General features: G+C 70.0%; 23 protein-coding genes and 5 pseudogenes. 14 read left to right on the top strand and 14 right to left on the bottom strand.

Translation table 11 applies throughout. The features are described from left to right. Positions 1 to 3: 3 nt before the first annotated feature. The gene (locus tag AC3IYJ_RS00290; protein ID WP_489399340.1) at positions 4 to 1,500 is read right to left on the bottom strand and encodes an LCP family protein; all 1,497 of its coding nucleotides are present in this window, start codon (positions 1,498 to 1,500) and stop codon (positions 4 to 6) included. After that, a complete protein-coding gene (locus tag AC3IYJ_RS00285; protein ID WP_489399339.1) occupies positions 1,493 to 1,963 on the bottom strand; it encodes a DUF6542 domain-containing protein in 471 nt (156 codons plus the stop codon). The genes AC3IYJ_RS00290 and AC3IYJ_RS00285 overlap by 8 nt, the downstream gene beginning before the upstream one ends. A gap of 286 nt (positions 1,964 to 2,249) precedes the next feature. On the opposite strand from AC3IYJ_RS00285, the gene AC3IYJ_RS00280 reads away from it, so the two are divergent. The 4 genes and pseudogenes from AC3IYJ_RS00280 (at position 2,250) to mgtA (ending at position 7,636) form a co-directional block, all read left to right on the top strand. Beyond that, entirely contained in the window at positions 2,250 to 3,251 is a 1,002-nt protein-coding gene (locus AC3IYJ_RS00280) for a cytochrome c oxidase assembly protein (protein WP_489399338.1), read from the top strand. 73 nt (positions 3,252 to 3,324) lie between these two features. After that, positions 3,325 to 4,304 (top strand): annotated as a pseudogene (locus tag AC3IYJ_RS00275) (IS5 family transposase). A 193-nt stretch (positions 4,305 to 4,497) separates the two neighbouring features. Further along, positions 4,498 to 4,857 carry an ArsR/SmtB family transcription factor gene (locus AC3IYJ_RS00270; protein WP_489399337.1) on the top strand — a complete coding sequence of 120 codons (360 nt, stop codon included), beginning with the start codon at positions 4,498 to 4,500 and terminating at the stop codon, positions 4,855 to 4,857. Positions 4,858 to 4,969: 112 nt separating this feature from the next. Next, positions 4,970 to 7,636 carry a magnesium-translocating P-type ATPase gene (gene mgtA / locus AC3IYJ_RS00265; protein ID WP_489399336.1) on the top strand — a complete coding sequence of 889 codons (2,667 nt, stop codon included), beginning with the start codon at positions 4,970 to 4,972 and terminating at the stop codon, positions 7,634 to 7,636. A gap of 21 nt (positions 7,637 to 7,657) precedes the next feature. Here the strand turns inward: mgtA and rodA are convergent, their stop codons facing one another. Beyond that, positions 7,658 to 8,848, bottom strand: coding sequence for a rod shape-determining protein RodA (rodA, locus tag AC3IYJ_RS00260; RefSeq protein ID WP_489399335.1), 1,191 nt, complete (start codon positions 8,846 to 8,848; stop codon positions 7,658 to 7,660). A gap of 226 nt (positions 8,849 to 9,074) precedes the next feature. Here rodA and AC3IYJ_RS00255 point away from each other — a divergent pair, with 226 nt between their 5' ends. The 3 genes from AC3IYJ_RS00255 (at position 9,075) to AC3IYJ_RS00245 (ending at position 12,394) form a co-directional block, all read left to right on the top strand. Beyond that, a complete protein-coding gene (locus tag AC3IYJ_RS00255; RefSeq protein WP_489399334.1) occupies positions 9,075 to 9,809 on the top strand; it encodes an FtsW/RodA/SpoVE family cell cycle protein in 735 nt (244 codons plus the stop codon). Between the two features lie 543 nt (positions 9,810 to 10,352). Beyond that, positions 10,353 to 10,922 (top strand): cysteine dioxygenase family protein, encoded by a 570-nt coding sequence (locus AC3IYJ_RS00250; protein ID WP_489399333.1) that lies wholly within the window; start codon positions 10,353 to 10,355, stop codon positions 10,920 to 10,922. A 47-nt stretch (positions 10,923 to 10,969) separates the two neighbouring features. Beyond that, positions 10,970 to 12,394 (top strand): FAD/NAD(P)-binding protein, encoded by a 1,425-nt coding sequence (locus tag AC3IYJ_RS00245; protein ID WP_489399332.1) that lies wholly within the window; start codon positions 10,970 to 10,972, stop codon positions 12,392 to 12,394. Between the two features lie 138 nt (positions 12,395 to 12,532). On the opposite strand, the gene AC3IYJ_RS00240 is transcribed toward AC3IYJ_RS00245, so the two are convergent. The 3 genes from AC3IYJ_RS00240 to AC3IYJ_RS00230 are packed head-to-tail and all read right to left on the bottom strand — an operon-like array spanning position 12,533 to position 13,937. After that, positions 12,533 to 12,859 (bottom strand): helix-turn-helix domain-containing protein, encoded by a 327-nt coding sequence (locus tag AC3IYJ_RS00240; RefSeq protein ID WP_489399331.1) that lies wholly within the window; start codon positions 12,857 to 12,859, stop codon positions 12,533 to 12,535. After that, entirely contained in the window at positions 12,856 to 13,596 is a 741-nt protein-coding gene (locus tag AC3IYJ_RS00235; RefSeq protein ID WP_489399330.1) for a tyrosine-type recombinase/integrase, read from the bottom strand. The genes AC3IYJ_RS00240 and AC3IYJ_RS00235 overlap by 4 nt, the downstream gene beginning before the upstream one ends. After that, complete coding sequence (locus tag AC3IYJ_RS00230) at positions 13,593 to 13,937, bottom strand: hypothetical protein (protein WP_489399329.1); 345 nt, start codon at positions 13,935 to 13,937, stop codon at positions 13,593 to 13,595. The genes AC3IYJ_RS00235 and AC3IYJ_RS00230 overlap by 4 nt, the downstream gene beginning before the upstream one ends. A gap of 553 nt (positions 13,938 to 14,490) precedes the next feature. Between AC3IYJ_RS00230 and AC3IYJ_RS00225 the strand changes: the two genes are divergently transcribed. The 5 genes and pseudogenes from AC3IYJ_RS00225 to AC3IYJ_RS00205 all read left to right on the top strand — a co-directional run. After that, positions 14,491 to 18,600, top strand: a complete 4,110-nt coding sequence (locus tag AC3IYJ_RS00225; protein ID WP_489399328.1) for a Pls/PosA family non-ribosomal peptide synthetase — start codon at positions 14,491 to 14,493, stop codon at positions 18,598 to 18,600. A gap of 7 nt (positions 18,601 to 18,607) precedes the next feature. Beyond that, complete coding sequence (locus tag AC3IYJ_RS00220; RefSeq protein ID WP_489399327.1) at positions 18,608 to 18,733, top strand: hypothetical protein; 126 nt, start codon at positions 18,608 to 18,610, stop codon at positions 18,731 to 18,733. Positions 18,734 to 18,932: 199 nt separating this feature from the next. Further along, positions 18,933 to 19,145, top strand: coding sequence for a DUF6207 family protein (locus tag AC3IYJ_RS00215; RefSeq protein WP_489399326.1), 213 nt, complete (start codon positions 18,933 to 18,935; stop codon positions 19,143 to 19,145). A gap of 53 nt (positions 19,146 to 19,198) precedes the next feature. Beyond that, positions 19,199 to 19,543 (top strand): annotated as a pseudogene (locus AC3IYJ_RS00210) (IS5 family transposase); the annotation flags it as partial. Between the two features lie 38 nt (positions 19,544 to 19,581). Beyond that, positions 19,582 to 19,704, top strand: a pseudogene (locus AC3IYJ_RS00205) (IS6 family transposase); the annotation flags it as partial. A 272-nt stretch (positions 19,705 to 19,976) separates the two neighbouring features. Here AC3IYJ_RS00205 and AC3IYJ_RS00200 read toward each other — a convergent pair. The 6 genes and pseudogenes from AC3IYJ_RS00200 to AC3IYJ_RS00175 form a co-directional block, all read right to left on the bottom strand. Next, positions 19,977 to 20,300, bottom strand: a complete 324-nt coding sequence (locus AC3IYJ_RS00200; RefSeq protein ID WP_489399325.1) for a hypothetical protein — start codon at positions 20,298 to 20,300, stop codon at positions 19,977 to 19,979. Beyond that, entirely contained in the window at positions 20,297 to 20,665 is a 369-nt protein-coding gene (locus tag AC3IYJ_RS00195) for a hypothetical protein (protein ID WP_489399324.1), read from the bottom strand. Before AC3IYJ_RS00195 ends, AC3IYJ_RS00200 begins: the two co-directional genes overlap by 4 nt. Positions 20,666 to 20,700: 35 nt before the next feature. Then, positions 20,701 to 20,898, bottom strand: coding sequence for a type II toxin-antitoxin system Phd/YefM family antitoxin (locus AC3IYJ_RS00190; protein ID WP_489399323.1), 198 nt, complete (start codon positions 20,896 to 20,898; stop codon positions 20,701 to 20,703). A gap of 250 nt (positions 20,899 to 21,148) precedes the next feature. After that, positions 21,149 to 21,511, bottom strand: a complete 363-nt coding sequence (locus AC3IYJ_RS00185; protein ID WP_489403077.1) for a hypothetical protein — start codon at positions 21,509 to 21,511, stop codon at positions 21,149 to 21,151. Positions 21,512 to 21,513: 2 nt separating this feature from the next. Next, positions 21,514 to 21,651: pseudogene (locus AC3IYJ_RS00180) on the bottom strand (transposase); the annotation flags it as partial. A gap of 904 nt (positions 21,652 to 22,555) precedes the next feature. Beyond that, positions 22,556 to 23,275 carry an IS6 family transposase gene (locus AC3IYJ_RS00175; protein WP_489399322.1) on the bottom strand — a complete coding sequence of 240 codons (720 nt, stop codon included), beginning with the start codon at positions 23,273 to 23,275 and terminating at the stop codon, positions 22,556 to 22,558. Between the two features lie 72 nt (positions 23,276 to 23,347). Here AC3IYJ_RS00175 and AC3IYJ_RS00170 point away from each other — a divergent pair. Both AC3IYJ_RS00170 and AC3IYJ_RS00165 read left to right on the top strand, forming a co-directional pair. Next, a pseudogene (locus AC3IYJ_RS00170) lies at positions 23,348 to 24,022 on the top strand (IS5 family transposase); the annotation flags it as partial. A 204-nt stretch (positions 24,023 to 24,226) separates the two neighbouring features. After that, complete coding sequence (locus AC3IYJ_RS00165; protein ID WP_489399321.1) at positions 24,227 to 24,808, top strand: Uma2 family endonuclease; 582 nt, start codon at positions 24,227 to 24,229, stop codon at positions 24,806 to 24,808. Between the two features lie 187 nt (positions 24,809 to 24,995). On the opposite strand, the gene AC3IYJ_RS00160 is transcribed toward AC3IYJ_RS00165, so the two are convergent. Further along, complete coding sequence (locus AC3IYJ_RS00160; RefSeq protein WP_489399320.1) at positions 24,996 to 25,223, bottom strand: hypothetical protein; 228 nt, start codon at positions 25,221 to 25,223, stop codon at positions 24,996 to 24,998. A gap of 119 nt (positions 25,224 to 25,342) precedes the next feature. Then, entirely contained in the window at positions 25,343 to 25,534 is a 192-nt protein-coding gene (locus AC3IYJ_RS00155; RefSeq protein ID WP_489399319.1) for a S1 domain-containing protein, read from the bottom strand. Positions 25,535 to 25,838 lie beyond the last annotated feature (304 nt).

The following is a 25,838-nucleotide window of genomic DNA, read 5'->3' as shown; positions in this document are numbered from 1 at the left end:
CCGTCAGTTGACGCAGGGCACCCCGCCGGCCTTCACCGCCGGCCCCGAGGAGTTCTCCCCGGCCGAGGTGGAGGCCGACGCCGAGGGGGCCGGGGCCGGGTCGGCGGGGAGGCGGTAGTCGCCGCCGATCGTGACGCGGACGTGTCCGGCGGCCACGGTGGAACTCGCCTGGGCCGGTTCGGCCTTGAGGCGTCCCGCGATCTGCTGTGCGGCCTGTTCGGCTCCGCTGCCGTAGACCACGCTGGTGTGTGCCTGCGCCGCCGCGTTGCCGGTGCGACCGGCGGTGTACCCGAGCGCGGCAAGGGACTTGAGCTCGGTGTCGGCCATGCCGCTGGTGCCGTTGCCGTTGAGGACGTCGACGGTCGCCGGTGCGGCCTTGGAGTCCGGCTTGGCGTCGTCGGAACCGGACGGCGACGGCGAGGGGCTGGGGCCGAATGCCTGCTGGACGATCGACTTGATCTTCGCCGGGTCGACGAGGTTGACCTCCTCGCCCTTGCGATTGGCGAAGCCGGTGATGGGAAGGGTGTGGAACTCCACATTGCCGCCGGTCAGGTTGGGCGCCTGCTGGGCGAAGTCCAGGACGTTCCACGAGCTGTCGAGCACAACGTCCTTCTTGACCACGTCGAACAGCCCCCGCAGCTTGCCCAGATCGCCCCACACGCCCTCGCTCTTGAGCTGGTGCGTCACCGTGGAGATGAACGCCTGCTGGCGCCGGGTGCGGTCCAGGTCACCCTCGTCCAGTCCGTGCCGCTGGCGTACGAAGGCGAGTGCCTGCTTCGCGTCGAGCTTCGACACCCCGGCGGGGAAGTCGGCGCCGGAGTAGTGGTCCTTGACCGGCTTCTTGAGGCAGACGGTGATCGGCTGGAGCACCTTGGCGATGTCGTAGAAGCCGAGGAGGTTGACCTCGGCGAAGTGATCGATGGCCACGCCGGTGAACTGCTGCACGGTGGCCAGCGTCGCCTCCCGCCCCGCCTCCCGGCTCTGGCTCTCCAGCGCCGGACCCTTGACGCCCTTGCGGACGAGCTGCTCGCGCGCGGCGTCATAGGCGTAGGAGTACGCCTCCTTGATCTTGTACTCGCCCTGGGGAGAGCCGTCTCCCTTCAAGGTCTGCACGTAGTCGTCCCGCGGTATCGAGAACGCGCTGACCTTCCCGCCGTCCTTCGGTATGTGCATCAGGATCAGGGTGTTGGTGTTGTAGTAGCCGATCTCGCAGGACCCGGCGTGCAACTGGTCCTGCACGAACTCCTTGGGCAGGTCATTGCCGTCCATGTCCTTGCGGGAATCCAACCCGATCAGGAGCAGGTTCACCGAGTTGTCAAGGTGCGGTGGCGCCTGATTCCTGACCGCGTCCAACGCGCCGGACGTCGTCAGGCCGTCGGCCAGCGAACGGTACGCGAACCAGGTCACCCCGCACGCGACCATCACGATGGCCGAGGTCACCCATACCGCCGCGCGCAGCGCCTTCGCCCACCGCGCGGGACGGGTCTGCTTCCTAGCCATGGTCGGGCCTCCCGTGCCGAGGGGAACGTGCGCGTCGTGCAGCCAGTACCGCGAGGACCGCGGTCTGCGCGGCGGCCATCGCCGGGAACCCGGTCACGGCCCACCGCACCAGGTTGGTGCTCAGCGTCGCGCTGCCGGAGCCCGGGGAACCGACGCCGAGCAGCCCGGCGCCCGCCGTCACGGCGGCCACCACGAGGGCGGGCAGCGGCGCCACCCAGGACAGGGTGCCGCGCCGGGTCGCCAGCAGGGTCGCGAGCGCCGCTCCCGCAGCGGCTCCGACCGCCAGCCCCCACCCGGGGCCGTGTCCTGTCACGGCGTCCGCGCCGACCCCCAGCAGCGGCGGGACCGCGAGGGCCACCGGCACCGCGGTGGGCCCGGGTTTCCCGGCGAGGGGTGCGCCGCCCGCGCGAGGGGACCGTCGCGCGGCGCTCGCGCCGTGGCGCCCCCGCCGGGTGCTTGCCACTGCCGCCTGTTGTTCGTGCATGCGCCCGCTCTCACCAGTCCGTCCGGCGCTGCGCCGGTATCTCGCGTTCCGTCCGGCCCGCGCAACCAGGGTTCTGTGCTCGGTGAGACGCACCGTACGTACTATTGGTTGCATAGTGACGCAAGCGAGCAAGTATCTGTGGTGAGAGTCACGCGGGGCGGCGGTCCTGGGGGCCGTGGCGTGACCGGTCCGCCGGGAGGGCTAGCCTGCCACTGGTCCGCGGGCTTCGCGGGCCAGTGGGAGCTGGTGGGAAGGGAAGAGCCGGATGCCTGGGATGCCGCTCGCCGCGACCGCGGCGGGGAGCCTGCCGGAGCTGACCTGGGGGCGGTTGCTGTCCTCGTGGCAGCTGGACCTGCCCGCGCTGCTGGTGGCCGCAGTGCTCGGAGGGTTGTACGGCTGGGGCGTGCTCCGCCTCAGACGCCGGGGCGAGGCATGGCCCCCGGCCCGTACCGCTTCCTTCGCGGTGCTCGGCCTCGGCACCCTGGTCGTGGCGACGATGTCCGCGCTCGCCGTGTACGACCACGCGCTGTTCTGGCCGGCCGCGGTCCAGAACGTACTCCTCGACCTGATTGCACCGCTCGGACTGGCGCTGGGCGACCCGCTGCAACTGGCCCTCCGCGCCCTGCCCGAGCACGGCGTGGCTCGCGTCCGGCGGGTCATGAGCGGCCGCCTGGTCCGGCTGCTCACCTTCCCGCTCGTCAGCACGGCGCTGGTGCTCACGACCGAGCTGACCGTGTACTTCACCCCGTACTTCGAGACCGCCCTGGCCCACAACTGGCTGCACGAACTGCTCTACCTGCACCTGCTGGTCGCAGGCCTCCTGTTCGTCCTGCCCGTCCTCACCCGCGAGGAAGCGCTGCCCTCCTGGTGCACCCACCCCGTGCGGGCGGGGCTGATCTTCCTCGACGGGATCGTCGACGCCGTGCCGGGTATCGCCGTCATGACTCACGGAACCCTGATCGCCGGCGCCTGGTACGTGCACCATGCACCGTCCTGGGCGCCGGACATCCAGCACGACCAGCAGCTCGGCGGCGGTGCGATGATCGGCATCGCCGAGCTCGTCACGGTGCCATTCCTGCTCGTGATCCTGGTGCAGTGGTTCCGCACCGAACGCGCCCAGGCCGGGGTGCTGGACCGTCGCCTGGAGACCGAACTGGTCCCCGCGGCCGCCGTGCCGGGGCAGGAGCGGAACCCGGACCTGGTACGCCCTTGGTGGGAGACCGAAGGCGGCGAGGTCGCCGAGCGCATCCGGCAGCGGCGGCCCTAGGGCCTGTGTGATGTCGTGATCAACTGCTGGGTTCTGGCCTGTTTGAGGGGTGGAATCAGGTAGGACTGGGGTTGTGACGCGTAGGCAACTCACCCATGCCCAGTGGAAGTTCATCGAGCCGTATCTGCCGATCGGTAGGTACGGGCCGTATCCGGAGCGGTTGCGGGAGCAGTTCGAGGGTGTGATCTGGCGGTTCCGTTCCAGTGGGCAGTGGCGGGAGATGCCTGCCGAGTTCGGCCCCTGGGCCACTGTCTACGGGCGCTTCCGCGTGTGGCGGGACGCCGGGGTGTTCACGGCCCTGCTGGAAGGCCTGATCGCCGAGGGTGCCCGGGTGGGCAGGACGGACTTGTCGCTGGTCAGCGTGGACTCCACTACGGTCCGCGCCCACCACGACGCCGCAGGGCTCCGCGTCAGCAAGCACCTCATGTCGGCCCTGGAAGACGCCGTGCAGGAGCAGGAGACGGCCCGGCAAAAGGGGGCGGCACGGAGGAACAGAACGGACAGGACGGACGCCGGCGGATCCGGCGCAGACACAGGCTCCGACTGAAGGAAGCCCTGCTCGGCAGGTCCCGCGGCGGCCTCACCAGCAAGATTCATCTCGCCGCGGACCGCAGGTGCCGTCCGCTCGCGCTGGTCCTGACCGCCGGGCAGGCCGGGGACAGTCCGCAGTTCGTCCCCGTACTCGCGAAGGTCAGAGTCCGCCTGCCGGTCGGCCGCCCCCGCACGACACCTGGTGCGGTCGCCGCGGACAAGGCGTACTCGTCCCGTGGCAATCGCGCCTACCTGCGCAAACGCGGAATCAAGGCCGTCATCCCGGAGAAACGAGACCAGGCCGCCAACCGCAAGAAGAAGGGCTGCCGGGGCGGCCGGCCCGTCGTCCACGATGCCGACCTCTACAAGGAACGGAACACCGTCGAACGCCTGATCAACAAGCTGAAAGCCTGGCGAGGGATCGCCACCCGCTACGACAAATCCCCAGACAGCTACCTCGCCGGCCTCCACCTCCGCGCCGCCATGATCTGGATCGACGACCTCCTCAAAGCCGCCAACTGATCACGACATCACACAGGCCCTAGGTCGTGCTGTCACGTCCGGCCTGACCCCTGCGCCACCCGTCGTTTCCGGAAGAAGACCGAATGATTCGTCCCAGATGTTCCTGGGGCGAATCGGGATGAGCGGGGACCGGTTGGTGGGGCACCTAGACTGGCCCGGTTCGACGATGCGGCAGGGACGGGACGGGAGGGCGATGGTGGAGAAGGATCTCGATGGGTTCGCGGAACCCTCGGCGGAGGTACTGGCTCAGGCCGCCGCCGCGTTCGGGCTGCTGTCCTCGACGGCCCGGCTGCACATCGTCTGGGCGCTGGCTCAGGGCGAGAACGACGTGACGCACCTCGCGACACGTGTGGGCGGTGCGCTGCCCGCTGTCAGCCAGCACCTGACGAAGCTGAAACTGGCCGGGCTCGTCCGCTCCCGGAGGGAGGGCCGGCGGCAGGTCTACTTCGTCGACGACCCCGATGTCGTCACCGTGGTGAGGCTCATGGTCGGACAGCTGAGCGACCGGGCCGCGAGCGGGACGACGGGCCACCTCCGTGGCCTCGGCGCCTGAGCACACGTCCTTCCCCGTCAGCTCGGCCGTCGGCGCGGGTACAGGACCGCAGGAGTACGGGCCGACGGGCGCGCCAGCGGCGGATGAGCCCGGGCCGTGGTCGCTCACGACCATGCAGGCGCTGCGCCTGCTGGGCAGCGGACCCCGCGGGCTGACCGAGGCGCAGGCGGAGGAACGCCTGGGCCGGTTCGGCGAGAACGTGATGCCGGGCCGGCGAACCGCCGCCTGGCCGGTGCTCGTCGGCCGCGGCCTGCGCGATCCCTTCACCGCGGTGCTGCTCTGCCTCGGCCTGGTGTCGGCCGTGGTCGCATCCTGGGGCACGGCCTGCGTGATCCTGACGCTGGTCACTGTCAGCTGTGTGCTGCGCGCCACCGGGGAGCGCCGTGCGGACCGGTCGCTGGCGGGACTGCGCGAACTGATCGCCGCCACCGCGACGGTGCTGCGCCGGGCCGACGACGATGCCGCGACGGTGGCCCGGGAGATACCGGTCGATCAGCTCGTGCCGGGCGACGTGATCCGCCTGGGAACCGGTGATCTCGTACCGGCCGACGTACGGCTGCTGCGGGCGAGCGGGCTGAGCGTGCACCAGGCGGCCCTGACCGGCGAGGCCGCGCCCGTCGCCAAGTACCCGGTCGACGTTCCCGGTCCGCCGGAGCGCGGCCTCTTCGGGCAGCCGCACCTGTGCTTCCAGGGCAGCAGTGTGGAGTCCGGCAGCGGCACGGGCGTCGTCGTATCCGCCGGGGCGCGTACGCGCTTCGCGACCCTCGACGTCGGCCGGGGCGCGCGCGAGGACAGCTCCTTCGACCGATCGGTGTCCGGGATCGCCTGGGCGCTCATCCGGTTCATGCTGCTGACGCCGCCGCTGGTGCTCATGGCCAATGCGGCGCTGCGCGGCCGGGGTCTGGAGACGGTGCCGTTCGCCGTGGCCGTGGCGGTGGCCCTGACTCCGGAGATGCTGCCCGTCATCGTCACCACCTGTCTGGCGCGCGGCGCATCCCTCCTCGCCCGATCGCACGACGTGATCGTCAAACGGCTGCCCGCACTCCACGATCTCGGAGCGGTCGACGTGCTGTGCCTGGACAAGACGGGCACGCTCACGGAGGGAGAGCCGGTCCTCGACCGCGCCGTGGACACGGCGGGCCTGGACGATCCACTGGTACTGCACTGGGCGTCGGTGAACGCCTTGTGGACCCTCCAGCTCGCGGAACTGCCCGCCCCCGACGCCCTCGACGAGGCGATCCTGGCCGAAGCCGAAGAGGACGCCGTACTGCGGTACGAGGGCGTGGAGGTCATGCCCTTCGATCCGCTACGGCGCCTGTCCGCCGCCGTCGTCCAAGGTCCCGGCCGGTTCGGCGCCCACACCCTGGTGGTCAAGGGGGCACCCGAGGCGGTCCTGAGGCGTTGCGCACTCGACGATGCCGGGCGGGAGGAAATGCTGGACCTCGTCGGCCGGGAGGCGGACCGGGGACTGCGGCTGCTCGCGGTGGCCGTCACCGAACGGCCGGGAGGCCTGCGCAGGCCATCGGTCGACGCCGACGGCCTGACCTTGCTGGGCTTCGTCACCTTCCGCGAAGCCCTCACCCGGACCGCCGCCGAAGCCCTCGACGTGCTCGCCGGCCGGGGAGTCGCGTGCAAGGTCCTCACCGGGGACCACCCGGGCACCGCGGCCCGTGCCTGCCGTGACCTGGGCTTCGATCCCGGGGAGGTGCTCGTGGCCGACAGCATCGATGCGCTTTCGGACGCCGAAGTCGCTGCCGTGGCCGAGCGCACCCGCGTCATCGCGCGCTGCACCCCCGCGCACAAGGCGCGGATCGTCACCGCGCTGCGCCGTGCCGGTCACACCACCGGATTCCTCGGTGACGGTGTCAACGACCTGCCCGCGCTGTGGGCCGCCGACGTGGGTGTCTGTCCGCGGGACGCCGCGGCCGTCGTGCGCGAGAGCGCCGACGTGGTGCTCGCCGGCAAGGACCTGACAGCTCTTGGAGAGGCGATCGCCCAAGGCCGCCATTCCAGCAGCAACATCGTCTCCTACCTCCGGATCACGCTGTCCTCCAACGTCGGCAACGTCATCGCGATGCTCACCGCCGGCCTGCTGCTGCCGTTCCTGCCCATGCTCCCGGCACAGGTCCTGGTGCAGAACCTGTGCTTCGACGCCGCCCAGCTGGCCTTCGCCTACGACGCGCCCGCCAAGGGCCTGCTGGCCCGGCCCACCGCCCTGCGTCCCCGTGGCCTCCTGCGCTTCATCACCGCCTTCGGGGTGCTCAACGCCGTCGCGGACCTTGCCACTTTCACGGTCCTCGGCCTGGTGCTGCACAGTCAGCTCGGCAACTGGGACGAGACGGTGTTCCACTCGGAGTGGTTCACGGAGAACCTCCTCACCCAGGCCCTGGTGATGATGCTGCTGCGCACCGGCCGCCGCACCGCCGAGGGGCGGGTGCGGGGACCCGTCCTCCTGTCCGCGGCGGGCCTAGCCGCCGTCGGAATCCTGCTGCCCCTCACGCCGTTGGGCACCGTCATGGGCATGTCCGCCCTGCCGCCGCTGTACTACCTGCTCCTCGGGGCCGTGCTCGCCTGCTACGCGGCGGGGCTCGCGGTCGCAAGGTCGTGGCACGAGCGCATCCTCACGGGTGAGGCCGGAGCCCTGAAGGAGGACGGCGCAGCCCCTGAGGCGACCTTCGCGCAGGCGACCGCCGAGCCGCAGCCCACCTGCCTCGTGCAAGCCGTACCGGTCGAGACGACGCCGGTCCCCAAGGCCCCGGAGGCGGGCTCGGCCCGCTGACTCGGCGAGGGGGCCGCGTGGTCAGCCGCTGCGGGGGCGGCTGGAGGCCAGGTGGACGGACTCCAGGAGACCGACGGCGACGGCGGCGGCGAGCATCGAGGATCCTCCGTAGGAGACGAAGGGCAGCGGGATACCGGCGACGGGCATGATGCCCAGGGTCATGCCGATGTTCTCGAACGCCTGGAATGCCAGCCAGCAGACGATGCCGACAGCGAGGAGAGCGGCGTGCATGTGGTGCGCCCGGCGGGCGATGCGCAGGGCGCGCCACAGCACCGTTCCGAGGAGGGCGATGACCGTGGCGCCGCCCAGGAAGCCGAGTTCCTCGCCGGCGACGGTGAAGACGAAGTCGGTCTGCTGTTCGGGGACGAAGCCTCCGTTGGTCTGGTTGCCGTGGAACAGACCCTCGCCGAAGAGCCCTCCGGAGCCGATGGCGATGCGGGCCTGCCTGGTGTTGTAGCCGACCCCGGCCGGGTCGAGCTCGGGGTCGGCGAAGGCGGCGAAGCGGTTGAGCTGGTAAGCGCTCAGCAGGTGGAGGGTGATGACGGCTGTGGCGGCTGCCGCCGTGAGCGTGCCCAGGACTGCGAGCGTGCGGCCGGAGAGGCCGGAGGCGAAGAGCATGCCGGCGGTGATGGCCAGCAGGACCAGGCTGGTCCCCAGCTCGTGACTGGCCATGATGATCAGAGCGGGAACCGCCACCAGGGCCAGCGCGGCTGTCCACTGGCGGGTCGTGGGGGCGAGGGGGCCGGGGGAGTCCCGGCTCCCGGAGAGCAGCGCCGCCAGCATGAGGATCACGGCGGGCTTCATGAATTCGGACGGCTGGACGGAGACGCCGCCGCCGATGACGATCCAGGAGTGGGCTCCGTTGATCGTGCTGGCCAGCGGGGTGAGCGCGGTGGCCAGCAGGAGCAGCGCGGCTCCGTAGAGGAGGGGCTCGTAGCCGCGCAGTCGGTGGTGGCCGAGCGCGCTCACCGAGCCGCACACGGCCAGGCCGACGGCCAGGTTGATCAGGTGCCGCACGAGGTACGCATGGCTGTCCGTGCCCGCCGCGTCCAGCCGGTGCCGGGTCGCCGACCAGGTCAGGAGGGCGCCGATACAGCCCAGTGCGACGACGGCGGACAACAGGATCCAGTCCAGGCGCCGTAGCGGCGAGGACCTCGCGAAGACGCGCTTGAAGGAGTGCGGAGCCTGCGAGGGTAAGAGTGAGGTGTTCACGAGCAGTGCCTTCCCGGGGCGGAATGCGGCGGTGGGACCGGCATGCCACCGCCGCACTATAGTTATACAGTTGCGCAATAAATGAAACATCTGCCGCATCGGGGGGTGGGGGTGCGGCGGTGCGCTCGCGGGGCATTGCCGTATCGCGCCGTTGCGCAAATGTTGGGCGCGGCGAGACCTTTGCTCGCACGGACGGAGCAGGCGCGGTTATGGGGGAGAGCGACACATGGTGAACCAGCGGCTGTTGAGGACCGGTCCGCAGACCGGTCGCCGACGCAACACCGAGCTGGCGCTGGTCGTCTTCGCGGTCCTCGTCGGGCTCTTCGGCCATGCCTCGGTCGGCCTGGCCATGACCGGATCGCTGCCGCCCGGGATCTGGGCGTACGGGCTCGGCCTGGGAGGCGCCGCGATCGCGGCCCACCTGGCGGTGCGGTTCTTCGCCCCCTACGCGGACCCTCTGATCCTGCCGGTGACCGTGCTGCTCAGCGGCCTGGGCCTGGTGGTGATCGACCGGCTCGACGCCTCGTACAAATCGCACTATCGTGCGACCGTGGCGGCGCCGGGGCAGGTGATGTGGACGGCGATCGGCATCGGCGTGCTGGTCGCGGTGATCGCCCTGGTCAAGCACCACCGGATACTGCAGCGCTACACCTACGTGGGCATGTTCGTGGCGACGGCCCTGCTGATGGCGCCCGCGTTCTTCCCCAGGGACAGCTACGGCGCCAAGCGGTGGATCCGTCTGGGACCGGCCTCGTTCCAGCCGGGCGAGTTCGTGAAGATCGTGATCGTGGTCTTCTTCGCGGGCTATCTGATGGCCAACCGCGACGCGCTGGCCCTGGTCGGCCGCAAGGTGTGGGGCGCGGATGTAGTCACCTGCTCGCCGCCTGGGTTCCACCCGCGTGAACCTGGCTCCGATCCGCAGGACAAGATCAGTAAATTCGTTGTCCCAGGCGCTCTCTGATGCATGCTCGCTCACAGCGGCGCACTGCCCCGAGCATTGTCATTACATGCGGCGTGGCCACCCGTTGGTGGGACGGTCCGCGAAAGACCGTCCCCCACCCGGTTCCACAGCACTACACTCCCCACACTCAGGCCTTTGACCAGCGGAAATGGAGAAGCGCTGCTGCAGTACTAGGTATCTGCTGCCCGGGGCATCAAAGGCATCCGCCCGACGCCCACGAGGCCACCACCCAGCGGCCAGGCCGTCCGCACGATCTACCCAGAGACCTCATGGGCCAGGGTTGCAGCAGGCGTCACGGACCTCACCACTCGAACACCGCGTGAAGCCATCCGGCACCACTGCGGTCCTCAAGAAGGAATTAGGAATTAGGGGCATCAGCACCCCCAACTTCTGTTTATGGAACGGGACATGCCGAGCCGGGAACTCCGTGTGACGGCTGCCCCCCGGCCCCGTGACCGCGGCAGCGATCTATTAGCCCTGCCTGGCAAGGGGCCTATGAATCGTCGTTGGACATGGCAGAGCGATCGGCTCCATGTTGGCAGCATGACGTCTCCCACTGCGTCCGGCGCAGTCGTCGCCCGGGTCACGGAACGGATCAGTGACCTCATCGTCGAGATCCGTGAGGTAATCCAGCGTGGCCTACCACCGGAGTTGACGGCCCAGCTGGTCGGCAAGCTGCTCGTTCCCGTCCTCGGCACTGCGGATCTGCTCACCGCCGAGCAGCGCGAGGGCGATCCCGACAACTACCGGCAGCATGTGCTGCACGCCGAGCGGGACGGCAGCTTCTCGATCATCGCGCTGGTCTGGCTGCCGGGCCAGCAGACCCAGATCCACGATCACGTCTCCTGGTGCGTCACTGGTGTGTACGAGGGGCAGGAGCGCGAGCGCCGCTACCTGCTGATGGCCGACGGGCGGACGTCCCGGCTTATCCCGACCGAGGACGTGGTAAACCCCACCGGCGCTATCGCTGGCTTCGCGCCGCCCGGCGATATCCACCGGGTGTGCAATTCCTGTTCGGCCAAGGCGATCTCGATCCACGTCTACGGCGCGGACATCGTCCGGCTGGGCACCAGCATCCGCCGGACCTACTGCCCGCCCGAGGGTGAGCAGTGAATTCTATTGCTACGGCGGGCAGTCGGCCGGAAAGGACGATCTCCTTCGTGAACCGCGGCAGTACCGTGCACGACATCGCCGTGGTGGGCGCGGGAGCCGCCGGTACCCTGACGGCGCTGCGGCTGCTCCACAACGCGGCCGTCGACCCGCCCGCGCCGGTCCGGATCTGGCTCATCGACCCCGAAACCGCGGGCCGAGGACTGGCGTTCGGAACGGATGAGCCGCACCACCTGCTGAACGTCCCGGCAGGCCGGATGAGCGCCCACCGGGACGACCCTGGCCACTTCGTGCGCTGGCTCGGCGACCGCGGAGGCGAGCACGACTTCGTGCCCCGAGGCCTCTTCGGCCGGTATCTCACCGAGAGCCTGGAGACGGTGAGCGCCCGCAGCGACGTCCCCGACCTCGTTCGGGTGCACGACCGCGTCGTCAGCATTACCCCCCGCCCGGAGTCGACCGCCGCGCCGCTGAGAATGCGGCTGCGTGGCGGGCACCTGCTCGACGCCGACGCCGCGGTGCTAGCCCTTGGCAACTTCGCGCCCAGCCTGGCCTGGGCCCCGCCAGCGCTGCGCGCCTCAAGGATGTTCCTGGCCGACCCCTGGACATCCGACGCCCTCACCAAAGTCCCAGAGGACCGCGACGTCCTGCTCGTCGGCACCGGTCTGACCATGGTGGACATGGCACTCAGCCTCCAGCGCCCCGGGCGCATCGTGCACGCGCTGTCGCGGCATGGCCTGATCCCCCAGCCCCATGCCACCACCCCGGTCCTCGCCCCGGCCGCCCCTGAACTAGACGCCCGCTCGGGACTGGCCGGGCTGCGCCGGGCGGTGCTGCGCCAGATTTCCCACTGCCGCCGCGTCCACGGCGACTGGCGGGCGGGAGTGGACAGCCTCCGTCCGGTTACCAGCGCCTTGTGGCAGCAACTGTCACCCGCCGATCAGGCTCGGCTGCTGGCCCAGAACCTTCGACTCTGGGAGACTCACCGCCACCGGATCCCGCCTGTCAGCGCCAGAGCCCTGCGCACCGCCGTGGACACGGGTCTGGTCAGTATCGGTCGGGGCGTCGTAGCCGGCGCCAAGACCGCCCCGGACACCCCCAGTGATGTCGTCGAGGTCCAGTTGGACGACGGCCGCCGGTTGCAGGTGGGGGCAGTGCTGAACTGCACCGGCTCCGAGGCTGATCTCACCCGGATCGACGACTGCCTGATCACCAACCTGCTCGACACCGGCCTCGGCTCACCGGCCCCTGTCGGCGGCGGATTCGACACCACTGCCTGCGGTCGGCTGCGCCCCGCGGGAGGCCGGGCACCAGCACCGCTGTGGACGCTGGGGTCGCTCCGGCGCGGCAACCTGTTGGAGACCACCGCCATCCCGGAAATCCGCTGCCAGGCCGATGACCTCGCCCTGCTGCTGCTGGATCGCAGCGCGGTGCGAACACAGGGCGAAGTAGCACAAGCCCACCGAAGGAGTGTTTAGGCCCCGCATTCGCCGCCGACGTGCTGGCGCGTGAACTGCGAGCACGCCGGGCAGGGCCTGCCGGTGAATACGCCCCAGGCCAGGCAGCCGTCGCAGCTCGTCGCGGGCTTGCGATAGCCCTTGCGCGGACTCACCGCGTCACATCGGCGGCAGGGACCGGCCGTCCCGCCGCCGCGGGACCACCGTCGGTGCCGGACCGTTGGCCCCGACGGCCTCCTTCCCGCTTTCCTCGCCTGGACGGCGGACCTTGCCCGGTTCGGGGATCAGCAGGTCGCCGATCTGGCAGCCGAGGACGACGCAGATGACGTCGAGGTCCTCCAGTTTGAGGGAGACCGGCTGGCCGGACCACAGTCCGGACATCTTTCCGGCCGAGATCACCAGTCCGTGCTCGGCAAAGCTCCGCTGGAGCTCGGATGCCTTCCAGATGCCTCTGTTCGCGGCGGTCAGCCGCAGGTTCCACCTCATCGGGCCAGTCCTTCCAGCCGCTTCGCAGCCCGTTGCATCCCGGCGACCCGGGCATCCTCGACCCGGGTCTGATACACGTGGATATAGCGCTTTGTCATGGCAATCCAGGAATGTCCCAAGACCTCCTGGATTGCGACCAAGTCCAGCCCGTTTCCGTAGAGTTGGGACGCGTAGAAGTGTCGCAGGACGTGCGGCGTCAGCTTGTCGGTCCAGCTCGGCAGATGAGCTTTGACCGCGTTGTCGAGTCCGCCTCGCAGGGCGTCGTCGCCGACTCGGCGGGCGGAGCCGTCGGTGCTCTTGCGCTCGGAGGAGAACAGCGGGGCGCCGGGGCGGGTGTGGTCGTCGTCGAACTGGCCCCAGACGTCCTCGATGAACCACCGGAGCGTCCGGTCGGCGCCGTTGATCAGCGGCACCATCCGCTCGCGCGGGCCGGAGCCGCGGGCGCCCTTGCCATGGCGGACGTGGAATTTACCGAAGCGGCCCAGGTCCCACTTGATGTCGTCCAGGTCGAGCTTGCATGCCTCGCTCACCCGCAGGCCGACCTGGGACATCAGCTTCGAGGAGGTGTAGTTCCGTGCGGTCGGGGCGAACTTGCGGCAGGTCGCCAGTTCGCCGCCCCAGCCGGTGAACAGCGTCCCGACCTCCGGTTCGCTCGGCGGGATCCGCAGCTGGGCGTCCTTGGCCCCGCGCGGCCGGTTCATCTCGCCGATCGGGCACTCGACTACCCGGCCGGTCATCCGGTGGATTCGACCTTGTGTCGCGGCTCCAGGAACATGAAGCAGCACGTGGTCAGCGCCTGCGACCGGGCCAGCCGGGTGCCGCTCGGCGAGTTCCTCAGGACCTTCCCGAAGTATGCGTCGGCGTCGGCGGGCTCCATGTCCCACAAGGGCCGGCCGAACCAGGTCCTGATCTGCTCCAGGTGTCCGACGTCCCCGCGGATGGTGCCGTCCGCCAGCCCTGCCGAGGCCCGCGCGAGGACGAACCCGGACAGCACATCAGTCTCGAACCGTTCCAGCTCCTCAACCGACGCGGGCGCCCAGTGCTCACGCAAGTCCCGTACGACTGCCAGCGACGCCAACCCGAGCCTCCTCACCTTCGACCAGACCGCGGATCGATCGGGCGAGATGAGAACGCTTCAAGAATCCCGAAGTTACGTCACAAGGCCACACAACACCCGAAGGAGGAAGAACCCCCTGGCCACGGGGTCAGAGACTCATCGGGGCTCAGGGGAACTTACGGGATGTCGCACACCGCAGACGACTCGTCAGCCGAGGCCGAACCGGCTCAGGAGGGTCTGGACGAGCAGGATGGCGGACCTGCCGGCGGCGCTGACCACGACGACGGTGGCGACGATCGCCAGGGCGATCGGGTGATTCTAGGTCCGAAAACAATCTCAACAGATGGCCAATATTCAACCAAGAGGCCATCCCTGCCGGAGCCTACCCGGGCCCGGGACCGGCGGTTCCAGGGCTGGTGCCATGGGGTTTCGGAGCGTTGGCGGGGAGGTCACCGGCTGTTCGATCTGCGGAATGTTGACCTCCGTCTTACGAACCCTCCCTCGATGATCGCCGTCTATGGAAGCGGGCGTTCCGCAGCCGTCCGTACCACCGACGTCGAATTGAGGCGTACCGATGTCTTCGACCCTGCCAGGCTCTCCGTTCGCGTTGCCGGGAGCCTCTCCGGAGTCGGCGTGCTACCGCAGCCGACATCCGGCGCCGGCGCGCACCCTGCTCGACGTGCTGGACGACACCGCCGTCGCGCACCCCGGGGCCTTGGCCCTCGACACCGGCGGGGAGCGGCTCACCTACCGGGATCTGACCGCCGAGGTGGCAGCCCGCGCCGAGCAGTTGCGCCGGGCCGGCGCCGGACCGGGTGACCGGATCGGCGTACGCGTCCCCTCGGGCACCGCTGAGTTGTACCTGTCCATCCTGGCCGTGCTCCGGTGCGGCGCCGCGTACGTACCCGTTGACGCCGACGACCCCGACGAGAGGGCCGCCACCGTCTTCCGGGAGGCCGGGGTCTGCCTGGTCATAGAGCACGGCACCCACCTGCCGGGCACTGCCGCCCCGATGGGTATGGCACGGCCGACGCTGCCCTGGGACGATGCCTGGATCATCTTCACCTCCGGTTCCACCGGCGCGCCCAAGGGCGTCGCCGTCTCCCACCGCAGCGCCGCCGCCTTCGCCGACGCCGAGGCCGGGCTCTTCCTGAGGGACTGCCCGCTGGGCCCCGGCGACCGGGTCCTGGCCGGGCTCTCGGTGGCCTTCGACGCCTCCTGCGAGGAGATGTGGCTGGCCTGGCGGCACGGCGCCTGCCTGGTCCCCGCCCCCCGCGCGCTGGTGCGGGCCGGCCACGAGCTGGGCCCCTGGCTCGTGGAGCGCGGCATCACCGTCGTCTCGACCGTGCCCACGCTCGCGGCGCTGTGGCCGCCGGAGTGCCTGGACCGGGTGCGGCTGCTGATCGTCGGCGGCGAGGCCTGCCCCGCCGAACTGGTCACCCGCTTCGCCGTGCCGGGCCGGGAGATGTGGAACACCTACGGCCCCACCGAGACCACCGTCGTGGCCTGCGCCGCCCTGATGCACCCCGGCGAGCCGGTGCGGATCGGACTGCCCCTGGACGGCTGGGAGCTCGCCGTCGTCGACGAGGCGGGAGAGCCGGTGCCGTGGGGAGAGGAGGGCGAACTGGTCATCGCGGGCGTCGGGGTGGCCCGCTACCTCGACCCCGTCAAGGACGCCGACCGCTACCGCCCCTCGGCCGCGCTGGCCGCCGGCCGCGCCTACCGCACCGGCGACCTGGTCCGGGCCGACCCGGCGGGCCTGGTCTTCGCCGGCCGGGCCGACGACCAGATCAAGATCGGCGGGCGTCGCCTCGAACTCGGCGAGATCGATGCCGCCCTGAGCGCCCTGCCCGGCGTACTGGGTGCCGCCGCGGCCGTACGGTCCACCCCCGCCGGCGGCAAACTGCTCGCCGGGTACGTGGTCCCCGGCCCCGGCTACGACCGCCAACGCGCCAGAGCCCTGCTGATGGAACGGCTGCCGGCCGCGCTGGTCCCCGTACTCGCCGAGGTCGGCGAACTGCCGACCCGCACGTCCGGCAAGGTGGACCGGGACGCCCTCCCCTGGCCGCTGCCGGCCTCCTCCGAAGAGGCGGCGGAGGGCGGGCCGCTGTCGGGCACCGCCGCCCGGCTGGCCGGCATCTGGGAAGAGCTGCTCGGCACCCGGCCCACCGCCGGCTCGGACTTCGTCTCCCTGGGCGGCACCAGCCTGGCCGCCGCACGCATGGCCTCCCTCCTGCGCGAGTACTACCCCGGTGTCTCGGTCGCCGCGCTCTACCGCCACCCCGTGCTCGCCGACATGGCGGCCCACCTCGACTCCCTCGCCCCCCAGAACGCGGTGCGGCCCGAGGCTCGGCGCGAGGTCCGCCCCGTGCCCCGCCGGACGGGCGCGGCCCAGATCCTGATCCAGACCGCCCTGTTCGGCGTCGCCGGGCTGCGCGCCCTGGTGGGCCTGGCCGCCGCCGACAACATCCTCGGGATACTGGCGCCCGAGGCCTGGGCCCCGCACACCTCCTGGTGGCTGGTGCTGATCGGATGGCTCGTGCTCTTCAGCGCACCCTCCCGTTTCATGCTCGGCGCGACGGCGGCCCGGCTGCTCACCCGGGGCATCGTCCCCGGTTCGTACCCGCGCGGCGGCCGGGCGCACCTGCGGCTGTGGGCCGCCGAGCGCACCGTCGCCTCCTTCGGTGTGCCCGCCCTGCTCGGCACGCCCTGGGCGCCCTGGTACGCCCGGGCCCTGGGCTGCTCAACGGGGCGCGGCGTCGCCCTGCACGCGATGCCGCCGGTCACCGGCCTCGCCGAGTTCGGCGACGGCTGCGCGGTGGAACCGGGGGCCGACCTCGCGGGCTGGTGGCTCGACGGCCAGGTCCTGCGCGTCGGCACCGTCAGCATCGGCTCCGATGCCCGGGTGGGGCACCGGAGCATGCTGATGCCGGGCTCCTCCCTCGGCCCCGGTGCCGAACTCGAAGGCGGGGCCTGCCTGGACGGGCACGTCCCGGGCGGCCGGACCTGGGAGGGTTCGCCGGCCCGGCCGGCCGCAGGCTCCCCCTCGGACACCGCACGGCCCGCGCGGCACCGGGCGGCGGGGACACCGGCCCACGGCAGGGACGACCTCGCGTGGTCAGGGTCCGAGCCGGGGTCAGGAGCCGGATCCGGATCCGGCCACGGCTTGCCCCGGACCGGGCAGGCGCCGCGGCGCGGCCGCTCCGGCGCCCACGCCCGCGGTGGTATTCCGGGCCACCGCCGGTCCGGTGCAACCGCGCACCCCCGGCCCTCGCGCCGGTGGAATCTGGCCTACGCGCTGTCCCTGTCCGGGCTCCCGCTGCTGCCGCTCGTCGCCGCCCTGCCCTCGCTCGTGGGCATGTACTACCTGATCAAGGGGCGCACCAGCCTCTCCTCCACCGGTCTGTGGCTGCTGGCCGCCGTACCGCCGTCCACCTTCCTGACCACCGTCTGCTGGATCCTGCTCACCGCCCTCGTGGTCCGGCTCCTCGGCCGGGGCATCACGCCCGGGAGCCACCGCACCGACGGCGGCACCGCCTGGCAGGTCTGGCTGGTCACCCGGCTTCTCGACGGCAGCCGCACCGGCCTCTTCCCGCTCTACGCCAGCCTGGCCACCCCCACCTGGCTGCGCCTGCTCGGAGCGCGGATCGGCCGCCGCACCGAGATTTCCACAGTCCTGCCGCTGCCTTCGCTGCTCACCGTCGAGGACGGGGCGTTCCTCGCCGACGACACCCTGGTCGCGCCGTTCGAACTCCGCGGCGGTCGCATGCTGCTGGGCCGGGTACGCATCGGCCGCCGGGCGTTCGTCGGCAACTCCGGCATCGTCGGACCCGGCCGCGAGGTCCCCGACAACGGCCTGATCGGGGTGCTGTCCGACGCCCCCGCGCACAGTGAGCCGGGCAGCTCCTGGTTGGGGCGCCCCGCGATGCCGCTGCCGCGCGTCGCGTCCGACGCCGGCACCGGGCGCACCTTCGAGCCGCCGCGCCGGTTCGTGGTGGCCCGCGCGGCCGTGGAGATGTGCCGCATACTGCCGCTGATGTGCGGCCTCGCGCTCGGCGAGGCCGTCATGCTGACCGAGCAGAACGTGCTGGACGACAGCGGGCTGGGGCTCGCGGCCCTCGTGGGCGCCCCGCTCCTGCTGGTCGCCGGGCTCGCCGCCGCGCTCACGGCGACGGCTGCCAAGTGGCTGCTCATGGGGCGCTTCAGGGCCGGTGAGCACCCGCTGTGGAGCTCGTTCGTCTGGCGCAACGAGCTGTACGACACCTTCGTGGAGTCCCTCGCGGTGCCGTGGCTGGCCGGCCCCTTCACGGGCACGCCCGTCCTCAACTGGTGGCTGCGCAGCCTCGGTGTCCGGGTCGGGCGCGGCGTGTGGTGCGATACGCACTGGCTGCCGGAGACCGATCTGATCTCCCTCGGCGACGGAGCCACCGTCAACCGCGGGTGCGTGCTGCAAACCCACCTGTTCCACGACCGGATCATGAGCATGGACGGTGTCCACCTCGCCGCGGGCGCCTCGCTGGGGCCGCACGGGATCGTCCTGCCGGGCAGCACGGTCGGCGCGCACGCCGCCATCGGCCCGTCGTCCCTGGTCATGCGCGGCGAGTCCGTACCAGCCGGAACCCACTGGGCGGGCAACCCCATCGCAGGAGCGGCCCCCGTCCCCGCGGGCGCAACCGTGGGGTGAACCTCGCATGGTGTTCACCCGGCGCGAGGACGGCGAGAGCTTCACCACCCTGTACCAGGCGGAGCTCGCCACCGACGACGGTCAGTCCGGATGGGCGGTTGCCGCATCGCCCTCACAGAGGGGCGCCGAATAGCCCGCTACCTCTCCCGGGACGGCAAGCGGTCCGGCCACGGCCTGGGAGCCGGCCGTGCAAACGGAGGCGCCCGGAGCCTTGGAGGCTCCGGGCACCCTCAGGTCATGGGCGGTCGCCACCTGGGCGGTGTTCTCGAAGACGTTCCCCGGGGTGGGTGTCAACGGCCAGGGGTTCACCCCACAACCGCGTCGCCCCCGATATGGAAGACATCGAAGAAGTACACGTCAGCGAACCCGGTCTGGTCGTCCTAGACATCACCGGCGCAGACGACGACACCGTCATCGCCGTCATGACCACCCTGGGAAAACTATGGGCCACTACTGGCGTCACCCCCCACTGGCACACACCCGGACACCCGGGGGTACAAGCCCGCGTCTACGCCGACGTCCTACGCCCCGGCACCAACAACTAGGAGCTGTCCGGCCGATCATGTGACCGTCTCCTCATCCGGTCGTTGTTCCTGGCATGGGTGGGAGGCAGCGTGGTGAGTTGTCGGATGCCGAGTGGGAGCGTCTGCGACCGCTCTTGCCGGTGAGTAACGGCCGGTGCGGGCGGTGGCGCAACCATCACCAGGTGATCGACGGGATTCTGCACCGGGTGCGGACGGGGGTGCACTGGCGCGACCTGCCGGAGCGGTTCGGACCTTGGAAGACTGTTTACGAGCGCCACCGACTATGGTCAGCGGACGGCACCTGGGAGGGTCTCCTGCAGCAGGTCCAGGCTGCGGCCGACGCAACTGACGAGATCGATTGGGAAGTCTCGGTGGATTCCACCAGCGTGCGGGCGCACCATCACGCGGCTGGCGCCCGAACCGTTCCACCGCCAGCCCCGGCGGAGTCACGATCCGCAGATTCCCGCTCAGCTTCCGCGAAGTCGAGGAGCTGATGCTCGAATGCGGGGTGATCGTCTCCTACGAGACCGTCCGGCGGTGGTGCCTGAAATTCGGGCAGGCCTACGCCAACAGCCTGCGCTGACTATCGTCGTTCCTGGCCGGATTCCGGAGTCGATCTCTGGGTGAAGGAGGCGACGAAGTGACGGTTGCGGGCTTCATCGCCGACCAGAGGACCGAACACCACGTCCCGTACACCGTCGCCTGCCGGGCTCTTGACGTATCCGAGTCCTGGTTCTACAAGTGGGGCCGCCGCCCTGGGCAGCCGACGAAACGCGAGGCCGGGTACGGCGGCAGCGGCGCAACCAAGGCCTCCGGTCGGTGCTGGCCGTCCACCGGACCTTGGGCTCGCGGTCAGGCCCAGAACGCGTCGGTGATGGTGATCTGGGGATCTGCGTGGCGGCGGATGAAGGTGAAGACGAGCCAGCCGCGGCCGCCGGCGAGGTCGGCGATATGGGGGCCGCCGGGGCTGGTCGAGGCCAGCGGGCGGACGGTGATCCAATGCTGCAGTGACAGGTCGGCGTCGATGCCCCGGTAGTAGGGGTCCGCGGCGGTGATCAGCTCGGCGCGGGCCGCCAGGACCAGCTGCCTCCCGTCCACGGGCATGCTCTCGAATTCCTGGAGCGCCTCTGCCGTCCAGTCCAGCTGCCAGGGCGGGCGTGGGAGCTCATCAGTCACAGGCCGGGCTCCACCGCGGACGCCTGGCGGCGCAGCCGGCTGTACTCGCCCAGGAGCCGGGCGGACTCCTCGGGGTCCTCGGACTTCGCGGCGCGGGCTTCGAGGTCGTGCAGGTGAACTTCCAGGCCGGGGTCGCGGGCGATGGCGTACTGGGTCCACCACAGACGCATGAAGGCGGGTACGGGGGTGACGTTGAAGGTGTCGCCAATCGTGCGGCGCCAGTGGGCTTCGAAGTCCGGCAGCAGGTGCGGGGCGTGTTCCTGGATAGCCAGGCGCAGTGCTTGGGGGGTGCGTTCGGGCATCGGCGGCACCCGGCGGGGCAGGTCGCCGGCGGGGCCGTCGAAGTGGATGGGCTGCGCTGTCATGGGGGAGTGACTCCTGTTCTGGGTGTGGTCCGGCTTCAGGCCGCGTCCTGGTCGGCGGTGGGGGCCGACGAGTACTGGGCCATGTACTGCTCGAACCACTCCGCGGGCACCAGATAGGCCAGCGTCTTGCCCTTGCGGGTGATCGCGGCCGGCTCGCCCACGATCCGCGTGCGGTCGAGGATCTCGCCCATCTGCTTGCGGAGGTCGATCGTCGTGTACGTCTTAGTCTCCATCCCCTCAGCCTACCTAAACTATCATAGTTGCGATAGTTCCGCAGGTCGCAGAACCCGAGCGGCACCCCACCATCCCGGATGGCCACCGACGTCAGGGTCTACTTCGCCGATCCGAAAAGCCCCTGGCAGCGGGGATCGAATGAGAACACCTATTGAGCTTGACTCTGAAGCTGAACGGAAAAATCGACCTTCGGGAGGGAAGGCGGCAGCATCCGGGCCGCTTGCGGACCGGATGACGGTGACCGGAGGGTCAGGCTGCTGTCGGGGTAAGGGCCACTTGGTGGCCGAGGGCCTGGAGCTGGCGGACGAGGTCGCGGGTCTTGCGGGCGGAGTCGAGATGGCGCCGGTGCCAGTCGGCGCCGAGTTCCTGGTAGGACGCATCCGGGTCGTTGATCAGGTGCCAGGCGATGATGAGTATCGAGCGGGCGACGGCGACCAGGGCTTTGGCGTGGCCGCGGCGTTTGACGATCCTGCGGTAGCGGGTGCCGAGGAAAGTGTTGGTGCGGGCGGCGGCGTTGGCGGCCTCGCCGAGGGCGCCCTTGAGCCACGGGTTGCCCTGTCCGGCCGGGCCGACGGTGTGTTTCGCTCCGGACTGGATGGTTCTCTGGGACACAGCTTCGCCCACGAAGCCAGGTGCTCGGGGGTGGGGAAGCGGCTCATGTCCGCGCCGATCTCAGCGACGATGATCTGCGCGGTTGTCGGCCCGATACCAGGAACGGCATCCAGAGGCTCGACCAGGACTCGCGCGCTCACCAGGGCGGCCGGTTCGGCGCCGCTGCCGGAGGTGTCGTGCGGCGTGGTGATCTCCTCCGGCGTGCAGACAATGAGCCGGTCGAGTTCGTGGATCTGTACGGTCAGATGATCGACGGTTGCGAGCAGCACCCCGAGCAGCCGAGCGTGGTGGTCCTCGAACTGAACCGTTCCCGGTTTCGATAGAGACCTCTCGCGCTGAGTGATCTGCGTGAGTGCGGCGGTACCCGGCAGCCTGCTGGTCGGCGATTGGCAAGATGGGCGACGACAAGTGCTCAGGTTCTCTAGAGGAGCGACTATGGCGTTCGAGGCCGAAGCCGTATTCGGAGTCGCCGAACAGGACACGTGGTCTTATGCGCCGGCTGTCGGCGTCGGACCGTTTCGGTTCGGTATGACCGTCGACGAAGTGATTGCGGCGGCTGAGATGCTCGGCCAGACGAAGGTCAGCGATTGTGCACGGGACCACGCGATCTTCTCGCCGACTTGTAAGGTCGAAGTCCACCATCGCGAGGCCGCTGCTGCTCCGCCTGCTGTCACGGCCTATGTGAGCCAGGCTGTGGGGCTGTTTTGCTTCGCTGCCGACGCCGTGCAGGGTCCCCAGGTCGCGTACGACGGTCTCCCGCTGGTCGGGAGGGACATGGCGGAGCTGGAGAGCGACGCAAACGCCTATGCCGAGGCGATGGACGTGCAGGTTCGCATCATGCCCGAAGGCTATGCAGCACCGGATGATCCCGGGATCGTCATGCGCGCGCAACGGGTCGGGGAGGTCCTGCGATCGCGTCCGCTGTTCATGGTGCCGCGCGATGGTGCGAACACTGAATGGGACTCGTTGCCCTCCGAGGGCACTGTCACGTTGTCGGGGGGCGTGGCCGCTGAGGGTGGTGAAGGGGCCGTTGGCGGCCGTTGCTCAGACGGTCGCAGGCAGACCGGTGCTGGCGGTGATGTGGTTCCAGATGGTGAAGCGGATCATCATTTCGAAGCGGTTCCGGCCGGCGGTCGTCAGATGCCGACGGGGCCGGAAATGGAGTGAGATCCCCGTGAACGCGGACAGGAACCGCTGCGCGCCGCCGACGGTGCGGAATCCTTTCATCGCGCGTTCGCGCTGCCTCGTTGGCTGGTGGGAGTTCTCGGCCCGGTTGTTCAGTCCCTTGTGGGAGCGGTGCTCCACCGAGGGCATCACCTCACGGTGCGCAGCCTGGCAGGAGCGGAGCTTGTCCGTGACGATCACCCTGGGTACCTGCCCGGTGGTGGTGAGGAGCCGGCGGAAGAAACGCCTGGCCGCGGCCTTGTCACGGCGGTTCTGCACGAGGATGTCGAGCACGTTGCCGTCGGCGTCGACGGCACGCCACAGATACTTCCGCACCCCGTTGACCTTGATGAACACCTCGTCTAAGTGCCATTTGTCGCCCGGCTGCGGGCGCCGCCGGCGCAAGGCGTTGGCATAGGCCTGGCCGAACTTCAGACACCAGCGCCGCACCGTCTCGTAGGAGACGACGATGCCCCGCTCGAGCATCATCTCCTCAACCTCGCGGAAGCTGAGCGGGAAGCGGAAGTACAGCCACACACAGTGCGAAATGATCTCCGCCGGGTACCGGTGGTTCGCGTACGACGGCACCACGGACGACACGACGGACTACCTCCCCGAACACGGACAACCCAAAGATCATCCCAGGCTGCCACCGACAACGCGACAGTGCCCCCGCATGACTTCCCGCCGCATCAGAGCGTCTACGGCTACTTCGCGAGATGGGCGGACGAGGGTGTGTTTGCCCAGTTCAACGGAGTCCTGCGGCAGCTTCTGCGAGAGAAGGAAGGTCGGGGCGCAGAGCCAACGGCGTGTGTGATCGACGCTCAGAGCGTCAAGACCTCGACCAGCGTCCCCGCCGCCGGCCAGGGCATCGACGCGGGCAAGAAGATCGTCGGCAGGAAGCGGAGCATCGTCACCGACACGCTCGGTCTTCTCCTCGCGGTGCTGGTGACCGCGGCCAGTGTGCAGGACTCGGTGGCCGGCACCCGGCTCATCGAGCGCGTCGCCGCCGAATACCCCGGCATCCGCAAGGTCTGGGTCGACGGCGGCTACCGCCAGCACCTCGTCGAACACGCCGCCACTCTCGGCATCGACATGGAGGTCACCGCCCGCAAGCCCGGGAACAGGGGGTTCACCCCGATCCCGAAACGCTGGGCAGTGGAGAGGACCTACGGCTGGCTCATGCTCCACCGCCGCCTGGCCCGCGACTACGAAACCCTTCCCACCCGCTCCGAAGCCGTCATCCACCTCGCGATGACCGACCTCATGGCCCGCCGGCTCACCGGCGAGAACACCACCTCCTGGCGCGACCCGACGCACCAGACCAAGCAGCCAATACCGGGATAAAACAGCGGGACAAAACGACCTCTCAGCACCTACGTCGGGGACTACGCCTTACGAACCCGTCGTAGCGGCGTGGACACCCCCATCGCCAATCTGGACCAGGCCGCAGCCGTGGTCAGGCAGTGGCGTGAGACCCTGCCCGTGTAGCTCCCGGGCCTTCCGTTCGTAGTCCACACTGGGGGTAGGCGATATGGAGGTGAAGGGGACATGAGTGTTGCCAGCCTGGCCCAGCACCACGGGCCCTGGACCGTTGACGCGGTCCTGGCCCTGGCCGAAGACCGTTCGCACCGATACGAACTCGTGGGTGAGTCGCTCGTGATGTCCCCCGCTCCCGGCCTGCGTCACCAGCGGGCCAGCTACCGCCTCCACGTCGCCCTCGATACCGCGGCCCAGGCCGCTGGCGCTCTGGTGGAGGTCTTGGAGGCGATCAACGTGATCCTGCCGTCCGGGCTGGTCGTGCCGGACATCGTCGTCGCGGACGCGGGCGCGACCGCCGAGGACGGCGTCAGCATCGACGCCGAAGCCGTCCAATTGATCGTCGAGCTAGTTTCACCGGGCAACAAGACCATGGACCGCAAGTTCAAGCCCATGCTCTACGCCGAGGCCGGCATTCAGCATTACTGGCGCCTCGAGTTCGACCCCGCCCCGCGCCTGATCATCAGCGAGCTCGCCGACGGCCGGTATACCGAGAAGACAATCGCTCTGCCCGGTGCGACGACCCGCGTCGAGGCTCCGTTCGTCTTCGAGATCGACCCGGCCGGACTCACCGAGCCCAAGCGACGCAGCTGAGGCCCTTGCGGAGGCACTGTCACGTAAGCACCCATGGCGTGGGCATGCCAGCAGATTCTGCGGCGAGATGGCCTCAAGGCCCGCGCCGACGAAAGATTCCGCGCCTCATTTGCGATGAGAGGGATGGAATTTCCTGTCGTGGACACGGCGATTTCGATAACGTGACAGTGCCCACTGCCGGCCTGTCTCAGGGCCTGTGGGTGGGCGGCGGGTCGAGCAGGGCGGGGTCGCGGCAGTCGAGTGCGCCCCACAGCCGGGCGGCGACCAGCTCCGACATGGCCAGGCCCGCGGTGCTGCCGTCGGCCAGGACGACGGGCACGACCAGCGCCGGACCGCCGTCCGGCCGACTGACGGCGCACAGGGCGCGTTCCAGTACGTCGGCGATGTGGATGAGAGGGCCGGTGCTGCCGGTCACGAAGAGGCCTTTCTGCGGGGGCGGCATGAGCCGGACGGCGCAGCAGAATCCGCGGCGTCGCCAAGCGGCAGGGGCGGGGAGAGCCTGAGGGCCCGGGCGGGGCGACGGGCCCCGGCCGTTCAGGGGCGTACGTCTCGCGCTTCGAAGCGGGTGGGGCCGAGTTCGAGGATGAAGGTGACCTGCTGGCCCGCGGACAGGCTCCCGGACTTGCTCCGGAGGTCGGCCCGGACCACTGGGACCGGGATGGTCGAGTCCTGGGGGATAATCTCGCCCCGGCCCTGCTCGCGGTCCCACCACCGGACGAACCCCATGATGCGCTCCTTAAGCGTCTCGGCCTCACACATCGCACGCTCCCGCCCAGACAGTTGGCCTGGCCAAGCCCCTCGGTCTGCCGTTTGTCATATTGGACATGCGGTGATCGGGCACTGTCACGTTATCGAAATCGCCGTGTCCACGACAGGAAATTCCATCCCGCTCATCGCAAATGAGGCGCGGAATCTTTCGTCGGCGCGGACCCCACAGCTCCGGCGGTCCGTCCGTCAAGGCGACAGTGATCAAAACGCCTCCTGGAACTCACCCGCCCGGCGATCCAGCGGCACCGGGGCGGTCATAGCG

Source organism: Streptomyces sp. GL_140 (assembly GCF_057834465.1).
This window is presented reverse-complemented; position numbering and strand designations above follow the sequence as displayed.